The following is a 17,382-nucleotide window of genomic DNA, read 5'->3' as shown; positions in this document are numbered from 1 at the left end:
GTCTCCTTGCCCAGGTAGTGGTCGATGCGGAACACGCTGGATTCCGGGAACACACTGTTCACGATCTCATTGAGCTCGTGGGCCGACTGCTCGTCGTGGCCGAAGGGCTTCTCGATAACCACGCGGCGCCAGCCGTTGTGTAGCTCTCCCAGCTCCGGATCCGGCTTGGCCAGGCCCGAGCGCTGGAGTTGGTGGCACACGCTGGGGAAGTGGTCTGGTGGGACGGACAGGTAATAAGCCCAGTTGCCGGCGGTACCGCGCGCGTTGTCGATCTCCCGGGTCTTCTCCGCGAGGGCGTCAAAAGCAGAATCGGTGGTGAAGTCGCCGGTGACGAAGAAGATGCCTTCGGCGAGGCGATCCCACACGTTCTGGCGCCACGGGGTGCGCGCGCGATCCTTGACGCACTCCAGGACTTGCTCCTCGAACTGCTCCTTCGACCAGTCGCGGCGGCCGTAGCCGATCAGGCTGAAGCCGGGTGGCAGCAGGCCGCGGTTCGCGAGGTCGTAGACGGCGGGCAGCAGCTTCTTGCGTGCCAGGTCGCCGGTCACGCCGAAGATCACCAGGCCGCAGGGGCCAGCGATGCGCGGCAGGCGCTTATCCAATTCGTCGCGCAACGGGTTGCGCCATTCTTCGGCGGAAAAAGGAAGTTGCACTTGTCTAAAGTCCTATTTTCTTTAATCGGTAGGGGTGGGTGCTGCGCTGGCTGAGCTACTTGGCGTCTAGCTGCGCGGAGAGAGTGCCCAGCAGCTCGTTCCAGGAGGCCACGAACTTCTCCACACCCTCGTCCTCCAGCACGGCCCACACTTCGGCCAGGTTTACGCCCACCGCGTCCAGGCGAGCGAACACTTCGCGTGCATCCTCCGCGGTGCCGCTGAGGGAATCGCCGCGGATCTCGCCGTGGTCGATCGTTGAGTCCAAGGTGTTCTCCGGCATCGTGTTTACGGTGCGCGGTCCGGCCAGCTCGGTCACGTACAAGGTGTCTGGGTACTCGGGGTTCTTTACTGAGGTGGACGCCCACAGTGGTCGCTGAACGTGCGCTCCCTTATCGGCAAGTGCGGTCCAGTCGGGGTTGTTGAGCAGGTGCTCCTCGAAGGCGGCGTAGGCCAGCTGCGCGTTGGCCACACCCGCCTTGCCCTTGAGCTGCTTGGCCCCGTCGGTGCCGATGCCATCCAGGCGCTTGTCGATTTCGGTGTCCACGCGGGAGACGAAGAAGCTGGCCACGGAGTGGATCTTGGTGAGGTCCTTGCCGGCCTCAGCGGCGCGGGAAATACCGGCAATGAATGCCTCCATCACCTGGATGTAGCGGCTGACGGAAAAGATAAGGGTCACGTTCACGCTGATGCCCTCGGCCAGCACGTCGGTGATGGCGGGCAGGCATTCCTGCGTAGCGGGAATCTTGATCATCAGGTTCTCGCGCCCCACCTTCGCAGCCAGCTCCTTGGCCTGGATGACGGTGGCCTCGCGTTCGTTGGCCAGACGCGGATCCACCTCGAGGGAGACTCGGCCATCCACCCCATCGGTCTTCTCGTAGATGGGCAGAAAGACGTCGCAGGCGTCCGCCACGTCGTCCGCCGCCATCTCGAACACCGCGCTGTCAGCCGGGGTACCAGCGGCAGCGAGCTCGCGGAGCTGCTGGTCGTAAGCCGTGCCCTGGGACATCGCGTTGGCGAAGATGGCCGGGTTCGTGGTCACGCCGACCACGCCCTTGTTCTCAATGACCTCAGCGAGGTTGCCGGAGCGCAGGCGGTCGCGGGACAGATCGTCAAGCCACACGGAGGTGCCGGCTTGTGCAAGTGCGTCGATGTTGGCGGGGGTGCTCATATAAGGAATCAGTCCTTGGGGTGGGGTTGTGGGGTTTACTTGTTCGCCGCGATGGAGTCGTGCGCAGCGGCGACGACTGCCTCGGAAGTGATGCCGAACTCGCGGTAGAGCGTCTGGTAGTCAGCAGAAGCGCCGTAGTGCTCCAGGGAGACCGTGCGTCCGTTCAGGCCGACGAAGCGATGCCACGGCATGGAGATTCCGGCCTCGACGGAGACGCGAGCCGTCACGTCGCTCGGCAGAACCTGTTCCTGGTACTCGGCATCCTGCTCGAGGAACCACTCCATGACAGGCATGGAAACCACGCGGGTGCCCACGCCCTGGCTCTCCAGCTCCTTGGCGGCCTCCACGGCCAGCTGTACCTCGGAGCCGGTGGCCAGCAGGATGACCTCCGGGGTGTCCGTCGATTCCTCGACCAGCACGTAGCCGCCGCGGGCCACGCCCTCGGCGGCTTTGTCCTGGGTTCCCTCCAGCACGGGGACGTTCTGGCGAGTCAGGACCAGAGCCTTCGGGGACTCCTCAGCCTGCAGGGCAGCGACCCAGCCGGCAGCGGTCTCGTTGGCGTCCGCCGGGCGGATAACCGCCAGGTGGGGGATTGCGCGCAGGGAAGCCAGGTGCTCGACAGGCTGGTGGGTCGGTCCGTCCTCACCCAGGCCGATGGAGTCGTGCGTCCACACGTGGTAAGTGTCCGTCTGCATCAGGGCGCCCAGGCGCACCGCACCGCGGGCGTAGTCAGAGAACTGCAGGAACGTCGCGCCGTACGGGCGAGTCGGACCGTGCAGGGCGATGCCATTCAGGATGGCGACCATGCCGTGCTCGCGGATACCGAAGTGCAGGTTGCGGCCGCCCGGTTCCGCGGTGAAGTTGCGGGTGCTGACGGCCTCCGGGCCGAAGCTCGGGGAGCCCTTGATGATGGTGTTGGTAGAGCCAGCCAGGTCGGCGGAACCGCCCCACAGCTCCGGCAGGGTCTTACCCAGAGCCTGCAGGGTGGCCTCCGAAGCCTTGCGGGTAGCCAGGGACTCGCCGGCCTCCCAGCTGGGAACCTCGGCGTCGAAACCCTCCGGAAGCTCCCGGGAGTACAGACGGTCGAACAGAGCCTTATTCTCCGGGTTGTTCTCCGCCCAGGCGTCAAAAAGAACCTGCCACTGCTTGTGTGCCTCCGCGCCACGATCGATCAGACCGCGGGTGTGGGCGATCACGTTGTCCTCCACCGGGAACGGCTCGTCCGGGAAGTCCAGGGCCTGCTTGATGCCGGTGATCTCCTCCGCGCCGAGGGCAGCACCGTGGGAGGCGCCGGTATCCATCTTCGTCGGGGCGGGGTAGGCGATGACGCTGCGCAGGCGGATGAAGGTGGGGCGAGAGGTCTCGGCCTTGGCGCGCTCGACTGCGTCCAGGATGCCCTCCACGTCCTCGCCAGTGACCTCGAGGGTCTGCCAACCGTAGGCGGCGTATCGGGCGGAGACGTCCTCGGTGAAGGCGATCTCGGTCTGGTCCTCGATGGAGATGCCGTTGTCGTCCCAGAAGACAATGAGGTTGCCCAGCTGCTGGGTACCCGCCAGGGAGGAAGCTTCGGAGGTCACGCCCTCCTGCACGTCGCCGTCAGAAGCGATGACGTAGATGAAGTGGTCGAAGGGGGACTCGCCGGCCGGAGCCTGCGGGTCGAACAGAGCGCGCTCGCGGCGGGAGGCCATCGCCATACCCACCGCGGATGCAAGACCCTGGCCCAGCGGTCCGGTCGTGATCTCCACACCGTCGGTGTGGTGGACCTCCGGGTGGCCCGGGGTCTTGGAGCCCCAGGTGCGCAGTGCCTGCAGGTCCTCCAGCTCCAGGCCGAAGCCACCCAGGTACAGCTGGATGTACTGAGTCAGGGAGGAGTGGCCAGCCGAGAGGACGAAGCGATCCCTGCCTACCCAGTGCACGTCCTGCGGGTCGTGGCGCAGCACGCGCTGGTACAGGGTGTATGCCAGCGGCGCCAGGCTCATTGCCGTGCCGGGGTGGCCCGAGCCGCAGTTCTCCACGGCGTCTGCGGCCAGTACGCGGGCAAGGTCGACCGCGCGCGTGTCGGTCTCCGTCCAGTCCGCCGGGTAGTTACGCACCGTGAGTGCCTGCTGTTCTGGGGAGAGAGTCACTGTCAGTTGCCTTTCTTCATCAAGCCGAATACCCCATACATACTAATGGTCGTAGTCGTTCGCTGTGGCCAGTGGGCGCAGTTGCAGGCCGGAATTTCGGGGCAAAAATTTTTTGCACACCGCGGGAACTATTTGGAGCTTCCGTACGACCATATGAAGATGGGCGAGTGCAGGCTCTGTTTCGGCCTGCACCCCGCGCTCGGGTAGCGTTAGACGCGATTCGGAAAATATTCGAGAAGGTGGAGGCGAGGCAGCCGGTGAAGACATTCGCTGAGACGGCCAAGGCATATCTAGCACTGACCAAACCCAGGGTCATTGAATTGCTGCTGGTGGCCACGATCCCTGCGATGTTGCAGGCAGCGCGCGGCGAAGTGCACTTCGGCCTTATCCTCTTGACGCTCATCGGCGGCTGGATGGGCGCCGGCGCGGCTAACACGTTCAACAACGTGGTCGACCACGACATCGACCAGCTGATGCGCCGCACCCGCCGCCGCCCGACCGCCCGCGAAACCGTCTCCGTCGGCGAGGCTCGCATCTTCGCCTGGGTGCTGCTGATTGCCTCTGTGCTGTGGCTTGGCTTCTTGTGCCACTCCTGGCTGGCCGCCGGATTTATCGTGCTGACGAACTGGTTCTATGTTTTTGTCTACACTAAGTGGCTCAAGCGCCGTACCTGGCAGAACGTCATCTGGGGCGGCGCTGCGGGCTGCATGCCGGTGATTGTCGGCTGGGCAGTCATCACCGATAACAACGGCGGTGCCTTCCACGCCGGGTGGTCTTCGTGGGTACAGGCGCTCATTTTGTTCATGATTATCTTCTTTTGGACGCCGCCGCATACCTGGGCTCTGGGAATGCGCTACCGCGAGGACTACGAGGCCGCGGGTGTGCCCATGATGCCCGTGGTCAAGCCCCCACTGCAGGTTACGCGCCAGATCCTGGCTTATACCTGGGCGACCGTCATCACTTCGCTTCTGCTAGTCCCGGCAGCTAGCTGGATCTATTTGGCTGCCGCACTGCTCTCCGGCGGCTGGTTCATCATCAAGGCTCACCTGCTGCACCAGGGCGTAAAGAAGGGTACGCCGGTGAAGCCGATGCAGCTGTTCTTCCTGTCGAACAACTACCTGTCTATCCTCTTCGTCGCTCTCTCCGTGGACGCGGTGCTGGGTTGGCAGACGCTCGCCCAGGCAGTGCTCGGCTAACATCACGACAAAGAAGATCACCAAGCCGTCCTGAGCCAGTTGCGCTCGGCGAGGTTGAATACGGCTTCGCACTGTTGGTGCGTGAGTCCGGGGTCGAGTTCGGCATGCGTCTGCCCGGGAAAGCAACGTATACCGACGATTGCCCATCCGTTATTGTTCCAACCATTCGCGACAGCGGTTTGCGCCGATGTGGCCATATTGCAACGCCTGCGATACCAGTCGGGCCTGGCCCTCATCTCGAATTCAAAAGACTGCATCTGCCGGAATGAGCCATCCGGGTAGAGCACTTGGAGTGGTGCCCGGTAGTAGTACAAAAAATTCGAGCCTAAGTCATTGCCCTTGCGCAAAACCCTGCGAGTGTGATAAATCTGCCCGACCAGCGCCGGGTAGTAATCGATCCAACCATTCTTCCAGGCAGTAGCTATTCTCCTGCGTCGCGAAAGTGTGCTGTTGGTCAAAAAGCCCACGGCCATGACGAAGGCGATCCCACCAATAAAGAAGAAGGCGTTCATGAAATGGAGACTGTCGCCCGTGGAATCCGCGCCGCGAGCACTACCGAATGGCATCATGAGGGCGATGACTGCAAAGACAACACCGAAGAGTCCAGCTGCCACGAGGATAAAAATACGTAATGGCACATCCTGTGAGTACGGCGGAGGACCCGCCGCGCTCACGGCTTGAAAGCTCCCTCTGCTATCCCGCATAGGGTTAGGAGTGGTGTAATAGCTTTCGCCCCTCCCAGGCACAAGTGGAGTATCTACACCTGAATAGAACTTCAAAGTGGTGCGCGGCATCCTCGTCGGCTGAGTCATGATTCGGCCCCCTCTTCGGGATCAAATGGGCGTTAGCCTTTGACTCAGAATCTTAGCCGTCTTTGGCGTCAACGCTCTCCTGACGCTGGCAGTCACCTGCCGTCGTGCCCGTCAGGGTAGAGTTGCCGCCGCTGTAGCGGAACTTCAAGGCCCAGAGGAAGCCGGTGGCCGCGGTGGTAAGCCCCGAGCCGATAACGTGGATCGGCACCGACCAGCGGGGTACACCCAGCCAGTACTGCATAATGCCAACAATGGCCTGCAGAATGATCGCTGCGATCACCCAGTAGGAGGCTGTCTTGATGCGGTGCTCCAGGTTTAGCGCGAACACGCCCGCCAGCAAGCCAACGGTCAGGCCCAGGTAGAGGTACATGAAACCGGCGTGGATGTGTGCCATGTCGATGAGTGGCACCTGCAGGCGGTGCTCCGGAAGAATTGCCTCGTCGCCCGCGTGCGGACCGGCGCCGGTCACCAGGGTGCCGGTAATCAGGACGATTGCCAGGCTCAGCGCGGATCCGTCGGTGAGAATACGCAGAGGGCGTGGCATCAGGGGATGCATCTCACCATCGTCGGGTTCCCCGATGCGCACCACCAGCTTCGCGGCCAGGAAGACCAGCAGCATGCTGGGTAAGAAGTGCAGGGCAACGGTCCACCACATCAGGTCCATGTGCACGGTGATGCCACCCAGCACGGCCTGGACGATAATGCCGATGCCCTGGATAAAGGCCAGGTGGAGAATCGCGGAGCGCCGCGCCGCGCGCACCACGGCAATGAAGCACACCAGGGCGGCGATGATCAGTACGAACGTCAGCGTTCGGTTGCCGAACTCGATCAGTTGGTGAATCCACGGCGCGGAGCCAGCAACAGGAAACAGAGAGCCCGGGTGGCACTGCGGCCACGTGTCGCAGCCCAAGCCGGAGCCCGTGACGCGCACCAGCGAGCCGGTGAAGGTGATTCCCGTCTGGCAGGCCAACAGGATGATGGCGAAGAGCCGCTGGCGCCGGATCGTCGGCGCGGTAACGGGCCGAGGAAAGCCAAACCTGCGGTCGGCTGCATGTGCAAAGGCGTACAGCTTCAGCAGCGCTCGGACGAAGGGATTTCTCTCCTCCGCGGCGCGTTGTTTCATAGTCTCAAGCACGCCTTTAAGACTATCGGAAGCCCACGTGGCGGGGCTAATTGCGGCTAGGCGTTTCCCGCTAGTCGCTCTCCATGGTGAAACGGAAAAGCTTCAACGCAAAAACCGAACCGATTACGGCCCACACAGCCAGGCTCAAAAGCGCCAACCAGTTGAATCCACCGGCGACCACTGCGGTGTGGAAGCCTTCCATTAGTGCCACCGAGGGTACAGCCATAAGGAGGGCATTCACATCTTCGCCTGCCGGGGTGGTCATAGTGGTGTACACAGCTGCGCCCAGCAGCACGAACCAGATCGTATTGCCCAACGCAAGCACCAGCTCCGAGCTCAGCGTGCCGCCCAGCAGCAGCCCCAGGCTGGTGAAGGCCGCAACTCCGAGCACCGCCGTCACCAAAGCCGCGGGCAGCCCCACGATGTCCGGGCGCCATCCCAGTGCGAACGAGGCAATGGAAAGCACCAACACCTGCAGCAAGACCACGATGCACACTGCAACAACTTTGCCCGCGATCAGCGCCCAGGTGGGCACACCCGCCGCACCGATGCGCTTCAGAGCCCCATAGCGCCGGTCGAAGGCCACCGCGATGGCCTGGCCCGTGAAGCCCGCGCCCATCAGCGCAATAGCCAAAGCCATGGGGAAGATGCGGCTGACTGCGTGGGATGCGTCATCGCCGGGAACCAGCGTCAAACCAACAAGCAGCCCCAGCGGGATGACCATAGAGAGCAATTGCTGCTCCCCGTGGCGCAAGAAGAGCAGCGATTCGATCTTGGCCTGGGCCTTTACGATGTCGCCGGACTTCGCCTGCTGGGGTGCGGGGGCAAAGAATCCTGGCTCGAAGCGGCTGGTGGTACTCATGAGCGGATGTCCTTTCCGGTGATAGAGAGGAAGACGTCCTCCAGCGACTGCCTGTTGACCTCGAGTTGGTTGATCATCACGGATTCATCGGCGAAAGCCTCGGCCACCGCTGCAACCAACTGCGGGCTCAGTTCCTCGGCCTCGATTCTGAAGTGGCGGGGGCGCAGCTCGTCCACCGTCACCGGCATCTCCGCGCGCTTGGCAATGGCCGCGGAGACAGCGGGGAGTGCGGCGTCGGAATCAACCTGCACCGCAAGCCACGCACCGGTGGAGTTCGGGTCACGGCCCGACATCATCTCCTCCGGTGTGCCCGAAGCGACCACGCGACCGGAATCAATGATGACCACCTGGTCGGCCAGCGCCTCAGCCTCGTCCATCAGGTGGGTGGTCAGCACCACCGCCACGCCGTCGCGCTTCAGCGAGGCCACCAGATCCCACACCGCCAGGCGGGACTGGGCGTCCAGGCCGGCGGTCGGCTCGTCCAGGAACACCAGCTCGGGGCGCCCCACCAGTGCGCAGGCCAGACTCAGGCGCTGCTGTTGGCCGCCCGATAGGCGCCGGTAGGGTGTCTTTTCGTGACCGGTCAGCCCGACGGTCTCGAGCAGCCAGTCGGGGTCCAAGGGGTTTTTCGAGTATGACGCCACCAGCCGCAACATCTCGCCCACGCGGATTCCGGGGTACGCGCCACCACCTTGCAGCATTACCCCGATGCGACTGCGGACCTCGTCCGATTCGACGGCCGGATCCTTGCCGAACACACGAATGGTGCCCTCGGTGGGGCGGATGAAGCCCTCGCACATTTCGACGGTCGTGGTCTTGCCAGCGCCATTCGGGCCGAGGAGAGCGAGCACCTGGCCGGCGGCCAGCTCGAGGCTCAGCCCGTCGACGGCGCGGCGCTCGCCGTAGGTTTTGGCTACGTCGCGGAGCTGAAGGACGGAAGAGCTCGCCCGCGCTGGAGCTGCTTGGGTTGCCTGGGTTTCAGGTCTTGTGGTCATGATGTGAAAGTCTAGCCCCCTAGCAGCGTTTTACGTAGTAGCGCCTACTGCTCGCCGGAGTTTATCGGAACGAAACGACAGGGCCTCGGCCAGATCTGCGTTGTGGGCCGCCAGGGCCCGCAGGGCCACAACTGCTACCAGGAAGAACACGAGGCTCATCGCGTAGATGTAGATCACTGTAGAGGTTGGCAGGGAAAGTCCGCGGGGAAGGATGAAGAAGCTGAACACCACCGAGTAGATCACGGCCGTGAGGTGGAACGCGCGCCGGTTCGCCCAAGCGGCGAGGGGAAGGATCGCCCACAGGAGGTACCAGGGGTGCACGACGGGGAAGAAGAGCACCAGGATGAGGGTGGCCACGCCCAGTCCGCCTACGGGGTGGATACGGCCTCGGAAAGAGGCCCACAGCATGCGGACGACCCAGAACGCGCCCACGAGAAGACCGAGGGTGCGGAAGACGATCAGCGCCGAATCGGTGTGATCGCCCAGCCCCAGAACGGCACCGAGCGCTCCAGAAGACAGGCCGAGGGAGGTGGTGATCGACATCCAGGAGATGATCTCCGCTGCGCCACCCTGGGAGGTGATCCAGCCGAAGCCGACCCCGGTGACGAGGGAGAATGCGACGGAGGTTGCAGTTGCGACCACTACGGCGACGGCCGCAGCAGAAAAGAGGTCCACCAGGCGCCCGCCGAACCAGCGGGCGAGTGCTGCACCGGCGAAGCCCAGGCCAATGAAGGCCGTGACTTTGACTAGGCCGGCCATTGCGATCAGGCCAAACCCGCCGATAATGAGTATCCAGCGGCTGGTGAGGGGGCGTTCTTCGTTATCCACGCCGCGCAACACAAGTTCCAGGCCTGCGAGCAGAAGGCCGATCAAGGCAGCTTCGTTGTGGATGCCGCCGACCAGGTGCAGGATCGCCAGCGGATTCAACACGCCCAGCCACAATGCAGCTCCACTCGACACGCCACAACGCCGCGCCAACCGGACGAGGGCCCAACCGCTTAAGGCCAGCCCCAGGATGGCCACCAACCGGTGCAGCACGATGCCGAGGATGATGGAGTTGTCGGTGAGCATGGAGATGACCTCGCCATAGCCCAGCGCCACCGGCCCATAGGGCGCAGGGGAGTGCGCCCACATCAGAGGCACGGAACGGGCTAAGGGGTCGTCGATACCCAGCAGGTCTACGGGTCCGGCACTGTAGGGATCCCAGCCCTTCGCGGCGATCGCTCCCTGCGCCAGATAAGAGTAGATGTCCTGGGTAAACAGTGGCGGGGTGACCATGAGCGGGGTGACCCACACGAAGAATGTGCGCCAATAGGTCCGCACCGGGATTGGGTGATTGGGGCTGCCGGGTGCGGAGACAGCGAAGGTGAACAGCAGCAACCAGCCGTAGACCAGGAAGCCGATGCCCACGAAAACCAGAACGGTGGTGGAGTGCAGCATCCGCGCCAGCGTGTTCACGCCGGGGAAGTCCCAATAGGGGTTGTGGATCACGGGGAACGCGCCGGCGCCCAGGCCGCCGACCGTCACCAGCATGGTGCCGAGGGCCCCCAGGAATACCGCAGCGTAAAGCCGCATGGAAAGCGCGCGGCTCAGGGGCTGGAACTGCAGAGAGCTTTCCGGCACATTGTCGCCCTCGGATTCTGAGTGCAGCTGTGCCGATCGCGACCCCGCCAGGCCCAGGTGGGGCAGTTGCTCCTGGAACCTCCGCCAGGGCGCCAAGAGACGCGACCCCCGAGACGAGCTCGGGTTGGCTGAGGTGGGGGTAGTCATAGGTGCAGATACTACCGAATGTCGCAAGCAATCTTCTTCAGCCATGGCCGTGACCAGCGCCACAGAGAAGACTCAAAGGATTGTCACGAGTTAGGCAGGGTTACCTTAGTAGACAAGCGGGAATATTTACGACACACTTTTGTTGTCTAATCATGTAGGCACAACTTTAAGTTGCGCAGGCGCACTCGAACAGAAGCTAAAGGAGGTTCTAGCGTGGCACAGACATCTGAGGAGCGGGCAACCCAGCCCACTCCAGAGCACGACACGCGGCACCGCATTCTTCTACACGTGCTGCGCCACGGTCCGGTGAGCGCATCGGACATTAGCGAGGCATTTGGGCTAAGCGCCGCCGGCGTTCGGCGTCACTTAGACAACATCGTCTCCGACGGCCTCGCCGAGGTCGTCGAAGCACCTCGTTCCGGGCAACGTGGGCGGCCCGCCAAGCTCTTTAGGCTGACCGACGAAGGCCGGGCGGAGTTTGGACATGATTACGACACGCTCGCCTTGCTGGCTCTGCGTGCTCTTCGCTCTGCAGGAGGAGAGGAAGCGGTGGAGGACTTCGCCGCTCAGCGCATCAACGATCTGCTGGAGGACGTCTCCGACTCCGACGCAGACGTAGCCGCCAAGGCCCAGGCCATTGCCGACGCATTGACCGAGAGGGGCTACGCTGCCACTGTCGGCCACGCAGGCGGTGGCGTACAGATTTGCCGTCATCACTGCCCGATCCAAGATGTCGCTCACGAGTTCCCAGAACTGTGCGCGGCGGAGCACCGGGTGGTTGCAGAGCTGCTGGGACAGCACACTCAACCTTTGGCAACAATCGCCGACGGCAACGGTGTCTGCACCACCTATATTCCGCTTAGAACCATTGACCCTTCCCCCAAGAAGGAAAGTTAAACCATGACTCAAGCTGCACAAACACCTGAAACTAAACCACAGACCGACGAAGAGATCATCGATTCCATCGGCGCGTACGGCTACGGCTGGCACGATTCCGATGTCGCCGGCGCCTCTGCCCGCCGCGGCCTTAACGAGGACGTCGTCCGCGACATCTCCGCGAAGAAGGACGAGCCGGAGTGGATGCTGAAGCGTCGCCTGAAGGCTCTGGATATCTTCGACAAGAAGCCGCTGCCGACGTGGGGCGCGGACCTCAGCGATATCGACTTCGACAACATCAAGTACTTCGTCCGTTCCACCGAGAAGCAGGCTCAGACCTGGGAGGACCTGCCGGAGGACATTAAGAACACCTACGACAAGCTGGGCATCCCGGAGGCCGAGAAGCAGCGCCTGGTCGCTGGCGTGGCCGCCCAGTACGAGTCCGAGGTTGTGTACCACCAGATCCGCGAGGACCTGGAGAAGCAGGGCGTGATCTTCGTCGATACCGATACCGGCCTGCGCGAGTACCCCGAGCTGTTCGAGGAGTACTTCGGCACCGTTATCCCGGCTGGCGACAACAAGTTCTCTGCGCTGAACACGGCCGTCTGGTCCGGTGGTTCCTTCATCTACGTGCCGAAGGGCGTGCACGTGGACATCCCGCTGCAGGCGTACTTCCGCATTAACACCGAGAACATGGGTCAGTTCGAGCGCACGCTGATCATCGTCGACGAGGACGCTTACGTCCACTACGTCGAGGGCTGTACTGCACCGATCTACAAGACCGACTCCCTGCACTCCGCAGTGGTCGAGATCATCGTGAAGAAGGGCGGCCGCTGCCGTTACACCACGATTCAGAACTGGTCGAACAACGTATACAACCTCGTCACCAAGCGCACCAAGTGCGAAGAGGGCGGCACCATGGAGTGGGTCGATGGCAACATCGGCTCGAAGGTGACCATGAAGTACCCGGCCGTCTGGATGACCGGCCCGCACGCGAAGGGCGAGGTGCTCTCCGTGGCTTTCGCCGGCGAGGGGCAGTTCCAGGACACGGGCGCGAAGATGGTGCACATGGCTCCGCACACGAGCTCGAATATCATCTCCAAGTCCGTCGCCCGCGCCGGTGGCCGCGCTGCCTACCGCGGCCTGGTGCAGGTGAACAAGGATGCGCACCACTCCGCATCGAACGTCGAGTGTGACGCGCTGCTGGTCGACTCCATCTCTCGATCGGACACATACCCGTACAACGACATTCGTAACGATCACGTGACGCTTGGCCACGAGGCCACCGTCTCCCAGGTCTCCGAGGATCAGCTGTTCTACCTGATGTCACGTGGCATCGAGGAGGAAGAGGCAATGGCGATGATCGTCCGCGGCTTCGTGGAGCCTATCGCCAAGGAGCTGCCCATGGAGTACGCCCTGGAGCTCAACCGTCTAATCGAACTGCAGATGGAAGGATCGGTGGGTTAAACCAAATGACCACCCAACTCAACGAAACCGAAGCGACTATCACACCGGTTCAGGCTGGTACGGATCACCAGACCAAGGGTGACCGTTTCACCTCTTTCTCGGCCGCGGACTTTGCCGTGCCGCGCGGTAAGGATGAGGATTGGCGCTTCACCCCGCTGCGCGAGCTGCGCGGCCTGCACGATGGCTCGGCCGTAGCTGGCAAGCGCGCTGCCGTCGCCGTCGGTATTTCTGATGATGACGCCCCCAGCGTGGCGGTCGAGCAGTTGGAGCCGGGCGACGAGCGCCTCGGTCGCGCGGGTGCTCCCGTGGATCGTGCCGCAGCCCAGGCGTGGGAGAACACTGAGTCCGCGGACTACGTGCGCATCTCCAAGAATGCGGCGCTGAAGGCTCCGGTGACCATCACCGTCGACGGCCCGGGGGAGGACGAGGTCTCCTACGGCACCCTGGTCGTGGAGCTCGAGCCCCACGCCGAGGCTGTGGTGTTCGTCCGCTACGAGGGTTCCGGCGCACACTCTGACAACGTCGAGTTCGTCGTTGGCACCGGCGCAAAGCTGACCACCGTGGTCTTCGAGGACTGGAACGACGATGCGGTGCACCTGTCGAACTCGCACATCCAAGTTGGCCGCGATGCAACCGTTCGCCACTACTACGCAGCCTTCGGTGGCCACGTGGTGCGCTCCGTGCCACACGTGCGCTACACGGACACCGGTGGCGATGCTGAGCTGCTGGGACTGTACTTCGCGGATGCGGGCCAGTACTTCGAGCAGCGCCTCCTGGTGGATCACTCGATCCGCAACTGCCGCTCCAACGTGCTGTACAAGGGTGCACTGCAGGGCGAGCCGGAGAAGGGCAAGGATGCCCGCGAGGCACGCACGGCGTGGATTGGCGACGTGCTGATCCGCCCGGATGCCACGGGCACCGACACTTACGAGAAGAACAACAACCTGCTGCTGACCTCCGGCGCCCGCGCTGATGCGGTGCCGAACCTGGAGATTCAGACCGGCGAGATCGTCGGCGCAGGCCACGCCGCCACTGTCGGTCGCTTCGATGACGAGCACATGTTCTACCTGCAGTCCCGTGGCATCGACCCGGCTAGCGCCAAGATGCTGATCGTCCGTGGTTTCTTCACCGACGTGATCAAGCGCATTCCGGAAGAGTCCATCCGCGAGCTGCTGGAGGACAAGGTCGAGGCCGAGCTGCAGCACACGGTTCTTTAAATTCATTCCCCCGTCAAAAACCCAAAGAAAGCTTTTTACACACCATGAGCACTCTGGAAATCAAGAATCTGCACGCGCAGGTTGTCCCCGCCGACGAGAACGAGGATCCGAAGCCGATCCTGCACGGCGTGAACCTGACCATCAACTCCGGTGAGACCCACGCCATCATGGGCCCGAACGGCTCCGGCAAGTCCACCCTGTCCTACGCCATCGCGGGCCACCCGCGTTACGAGATCACCGAGGGCGAGGTGCTGCTGGACGGCGAGAACCTGCTGGATATGGAGGTCGACGAACGCGCCCGTGCGGGCCTGTTCCTGGCCATGCAGTACCCGACCGAGGTGCCGGGCGTTTCCATGGCCAACTTCCTGCGTTCTTCCGCCACCGCCGTGCGCGGCGAAGCACCGAAGATCCGCGAGTGGGTCAAGGAGGCACGCGGGGCGATGGAAGAGCTGGCGATTGACCCGTCGTTCTCCGAGCGCTCCATCAACGAGGGCTTCTCCGGTGGCGAGAAGAAGCGCCACGAGATCCTGCAGCTGGGTCTGCTGAAGCCGAAGTTCGCCATCCTGGACGAGACCGACTCCGGCCTGGACGTTGACGCGCTGCGCGTCGTCTCCGACGGCATCAACCGCTACCAGGAGCGCGAGAACGGCGGTGTCCTAATTATTACGCACTACCAGCGCATCCTGAACTACGTGAAGCCCGACCACGTACATGTCTTCGCCGACGGCCGCATCGTGGAGTCCGGCGGCCCGGAGCTGGCTGAACAACTCGAGGCCGAGGGCTACGAGAAGTTCATCTAAGCCTGCGCATTTTCCCCTCCCATCCGTTTACCTCCAACCCGGCTCGTCCCAGCCTGAAATGGGCAGAAAGTGTGAACTTGTGAGTTCCAACAGTCGCCTGGACACCGCGAAGATCCGCAGCGACTTCCCGATTCTCTCGCGCACCGTGCGCGACGGGAAGAAGCTTGTGTATCTGGATTCCGGAGCGACCGCCCAGCGGCCGGTGCAGGTGTTGGATGCGGAGCGGGAGTTTTTGACTACCCATAACGCTCCGGTGCACCGCGGTGCCTACGAAATCGCGGAGGAGGCTACCGAGTCCTACGAATCGGCCCGCGAGGCCATCGCGGCCTTCGTCGGGGCCGAGGACCGGGAGATCGCGTTCACCAAGAACGCCACCGAGGCGCTCAACGAAGTCGCCTACATCCTGGGTGATGCACGGGCGGGGGAGCTGCAGGTCACCGAGGGCGACGAGATCGTCGTCTCCGAGCTGGAGCACCACGCCAACCTGGTCCCGTGGCAGGAGCTCGCACAGCGCACCGGCGCGACCTTGAAGTGGTATTCCGCCACTTCGGATGGCCGCATCGATCTGGAAAGCCTGGAGCTCAGCGAGCGCACCAAGGTGGTTGCGCTGACGCACCAGTCGAACGTCACCGGTGCCATTCTGGACGTCAAGGAGGCCGTGCGCCGAGCCCGCGAAGTTGGGGCGATCTTTGTCTTGGACGCCTGCCAATCCGTACCGCACATGCCCGTGAACTTCCACGAACTGGATGTGGACTTCGCCGCCTTCTCCGGCCACAAGATGCTGGGACCTAACGGCGTCGGCGTCCTTTACGGTAAGGCACAGCACTTCGACCAGCTTCCGCCCTTCTTGACCGGTGGCTCGATGGTGGAGAAGGTCACTATGGAGCGCACGACCTTTACTGAGGCTCCGCAGCGGTTCGAGGCGGGCACGCAGATGACTTCCCAGGTCGTAGGCCTGGGCGCTGCGGTGAAATACCTGGAGGAACTGGGTATGGACAAGGTCGCCGCTCACGAAGCGGAGCTGACGGAGTACGCCCTGGAGCAGCTGCAGACCATCGAGGGCTTGCGCATCATCGGCCCCACCGACTCGCAGGATCGCGGTAGTGCCCTGAGCTTCGTCGTGGAGGGGATCCACCCGCACGATCTCGGCCAGGTAGTCGACGATCAGGGCGTGTGCATCCGCGTAGGCCACCACTGCGCGTGGCCGGTGCACACGTGCATGGATGTGCAGGCTACCGCCCGCGCCAGCTTCTACATCTACAATGACCTTTCGGAAGTCGACGCGCTGGTCGTCGCCATCCGCAAGGCGCAAGAGTTCTTCGGCGCGGCGTAGAAAGCCTAAAAGGTACAGCACAGCGTAGAAGTAACAGCGCAGAATCGGCGATTGAGGAAAGTACTAGAGGATACTAGGGCCCTATGAAACTTGAGCAGATGTACCAGGAAGTGATCCTGGACCACTACAAGCACCCGCAGCACGCGGGGTTGCGCGAGCCCTTCGAGGCCGAAGTGCACCATGTGAACACCTCGTGTGGCGACGAACTCACGCTGCGCCTGCACCTCAGCGAGGACAACCAGACGGTCGAGGACATCTCCTACGACGCTGTGGGCTGCTCCATTAGCCAGGCCTCCACGTCCGTCATGGCCGAGGAGCTGGTCGGCCGGCCCGTTGCGGAAGCCTTCGCCAAACTGGCGGAGTTCGAGCGCATGGTCACCTCCCGTGGCAAGGTCGAAGGCGACGACGAGATCATCGGCGACGGCATTGCCTTCGCGGGTGTCTCCAAGTACCCCGCCCGCGTGAAGTGCGCCCTGCTGGGCTGGAAGGCCTTCGAGGCCGCTGCCACCGAGGCTGGCGTGAGCGCTAACACCAACACAGAGTAAGGAACACACCATGACTGAGAACGCAGAACCCACCGCCCCGGAGATGGACCCCTCGCCGCTGGACAAGGCTCCGGAGGGCCCGTCGGAGCGCAGCCCGGAGGACATGGCGCTGGCCGGCAAGGTCGAGGAGCACCTGCTGGACGTTATCGACCCGGAGCTCGGCATCAACGTCATCGATCTGGGGCTGGTCTACGACATTTGGATCGAGGACAAGACCGCGGTTCTGAACATGACTCTGACCTCCCCGGCCTGCCCGCTGCAGGACGTGCTGGAGGATCAGGCGCGCGATGCTGTGATCAACAACGTCGACGAGGTTTCCGACCTGCAGATCAACTGGGTGTGGACCCCGGCCTGGGGCCCGCACATGATCAACGAAGAAGGCCGCGAGCAGCTGCGTTTCCTCGGCTTCACAGTCTAGGCCGAGTACATCCTCTGCCAC

General features: G+C 63.2%; 15 protein-coding genes and 1 pseudogene. 8 read left to right on the top strand and 8 right to left on the bottom strand.

Annotation, left to right across the window (positions count from 1 at the left end; genetic code table 11):
* The 3 genes and pseudogenes from Q0331_RS04005 to tkt all read right to left on the bottom strand — a co-directional run.
* Positions 1–653: pseudogene (locus tag Q0331_RS04005) on the bottom strand (glucose-6-phosphate dehydrogenase); the annotation flags it as partial.
* Positions 654–708: 55 nt separating this feature from the next.
* Positions 709–1,821 (bottom strand): transaldolase, encoded by a 1,113-nt coding sequence (gene tal, locus Q0331_RS04000; protein WP_298075086.1) that lies wholly within the window; start codon positions 1,819–1,821, stop codon positions 709–711.
* A 35-nt stretch (positions 1,822–1,856) separates the two neighbouring features.
* Entirely contained in the window at positions 1,857–3,947 is a 2,091-nt protein-coding gene (gene tkt, locus Q0331_RS03995; protein ID WP_298075084.1) for a transketolase, read from the bottom strand.
* Positions 3,948–4,186: 239 nt separating this feature from the next.
* Here tkt and Q0331_RS03990 point away from each other — a divergent pair, with 239 nt between their 5' ends.
* Positions 4,187–5,143, top strand: coding sequence for a heme o synthase (locus Q0331_RS03990; RefSeq protein WP_298075082.1), 957 nt, complete (start codon positions 4,187–4,189; stop codon positions 5,141–5,143).
* Between the two features lie 17 nt (positions 5,144–5,160).
* On the opposite strand, the gene Q0331_RS03985 is transcribed toward Q0331_RS03990, so the two are convergent.
* From Q0331_RS03985 to mptB, 5 genes are all read right to left on the bottom strand, one after another.
* On the bottom strand, positions 5,161–5,955 hold the full coding sequence (locus Q0331_RS03985) for a hypothetical protein (RefSeq protein ID WP_298075081.1): 795 nt from the start codon (positions 5,953–5,955) through the stop codon (positions 5,161–5,163).
* Between the two features lie 52 nt (positions 5,956–6,007).
* Entirely contained in the window at positions 6,008–7,078 is a 1,071-nt protein-coding gene (locus Q0331_RS03980; RefSeq protein WP_298075088.1) for a heme A synthase, read from the bottom strand.
* A gap of 70 nt (positions 7,079–7,148) precedes the next feature.
* Entirely contained in the window at positions 7,149–7,940 is a 792-nt protein-coding gene (locus tag Q0331_RS03975; RefSeq protein WP_298075079.1) for an ABC transporter permease, read from the bottom strand.
* The gene (locus Q0331_RS03970) at positions 7,937–8,935 is read right to left on the bottom strand and encodes an ABC transporter ATP-binding protein (RefSeq protein WP_298075077.1); all 999 of its coding nucleotides are present in this window, start codon (positions 8,933–8,935) and stop codon (positions 7,937–7,939) included. Before Q0331_RS03970 ends, Q0331_RS03975 begins: the two co-directional genes overlap by 4 nt.
* A 30-nt stretch (positions 8,936–8,965) precedes the next feature.
* On the bottom strand, positions 8,966–10,705 hold the full coding sequence (gene mptB / locus Q0331_RS03965; protein WP_298075074.1) for a polyprenol phosphomannose-dependent alpha 1,6 mannosyltransferase MptB: 1,740 nt from the start codon (positions 10,703–10,705) through the stop codon (positions 8,966–8,968).
* A gap of 213 nt (positions 10,706–10,918) precedes the next feature.
* Here mptB and Q0331_RS03960 point away from each other — a divergent pair, with 213 nt between their 5' ends.
* From Q0331_RS03960 to Q0331_RS03930, 7 genes are all read left to right on the top strand, one after another.
* The gene (locus Q0331_RS03960; protein WP_298075071.1) at positions 10,919–11,602 is read left to right on the top strand and encodes a metalloregulator ArsR/SmtB family transcription factor; all 684 of its coding nucleotides are present in this window, start codon (positions 10,919–10,921) and stop codon (positions 11,600–11,602) included.
* Between the two features lie 3 nt (positions 11,603–11,605).
* Entirely contained in the window at positions 11,606–13,048 is a 1,443-nt protein-coding gene (gene sufB, locus Q0331_RS03955) for a Fe-S cluster assembly protein SufB (RefSeq protein WP_298075070.1), read from the top strand.
* A gap of 5 nt (positions 13,049–13,053) precedes the next feature.
* Positions 13,054–14,265 carry a Fe-S cluster assembly protein SufD gene (gene sufD / locus Q0331_RS03950; protein WP_298075067.1) on the top strand — a complete coding sequence of 404 codons (1,212 nt, stop codon included), beginning with the start codon at positions 13,054–13,056 and terminating at the stop codon, positions 14,263–14,265.
* Between the two features lie 44 nt (positions 14,266–14,309).
* The gene (gene sufC, locus Q0331_RS03945; protein WP_298075065.1) at positions 14,310–15,065 is read left to right on the top strand and encodes a Fe-S cluster assembly ATPase SufC; all 756 of its coding nucleotides are present in this window, start codon (positions 14,310–14,312) and stop codon (positions 15,063–15,065) included.
* A 58-nt stretch (positions 15,066–15,123) separates the two neighbouring features.
* Positions 15,124–16,398 (top strand): cysteine desulfurase, encoded by a 1,275-nt coding sequence (locus Q0331_RS03940; protein WP_298075063.1) that lies wholly within the window; start codon positions 15,124–15,126, stop codon positions 16,396–16,398.
* 83 nt (positions 16,399–16,481) lie between these two features.
* Positions 16,482–16,943, top strand: coding sequence for a Fe-S cluster assembly sulfur transfer protein SufU (sufU, locus tag Q0331_RS03935; RefSeq protein WP_239198438.1), 462 nt, complete (start codon positions 16,482–16,484; stop codon positions 16,941–16,943).
* Between the two features lie 10 nt (positions 16,944–16,953).
* Entirely contained in the window at positions 16,954–17,361 is a 408-nt protein-coding gene (locus Q0331_RS03930; protein ID WP_011273558.1) for a metal-sulfur cluster assembly factor, read from the top strand.
* Positions 17,362–17,382: the final 21 nt, after the last annotated feature.

The sequence above is a fragment of the uncultured Corynebacterium sp. genome, assembly GCF_937999985.1.
Classification (GTDB): Bacteria; Actinomycetota; Actinomycetes; order Mycobacteriales; family Mycobacteriaceae; genus Corynebacterium.
This window is presented reverse-complemented; position numbering and strand designations above follow the sequence as displayed.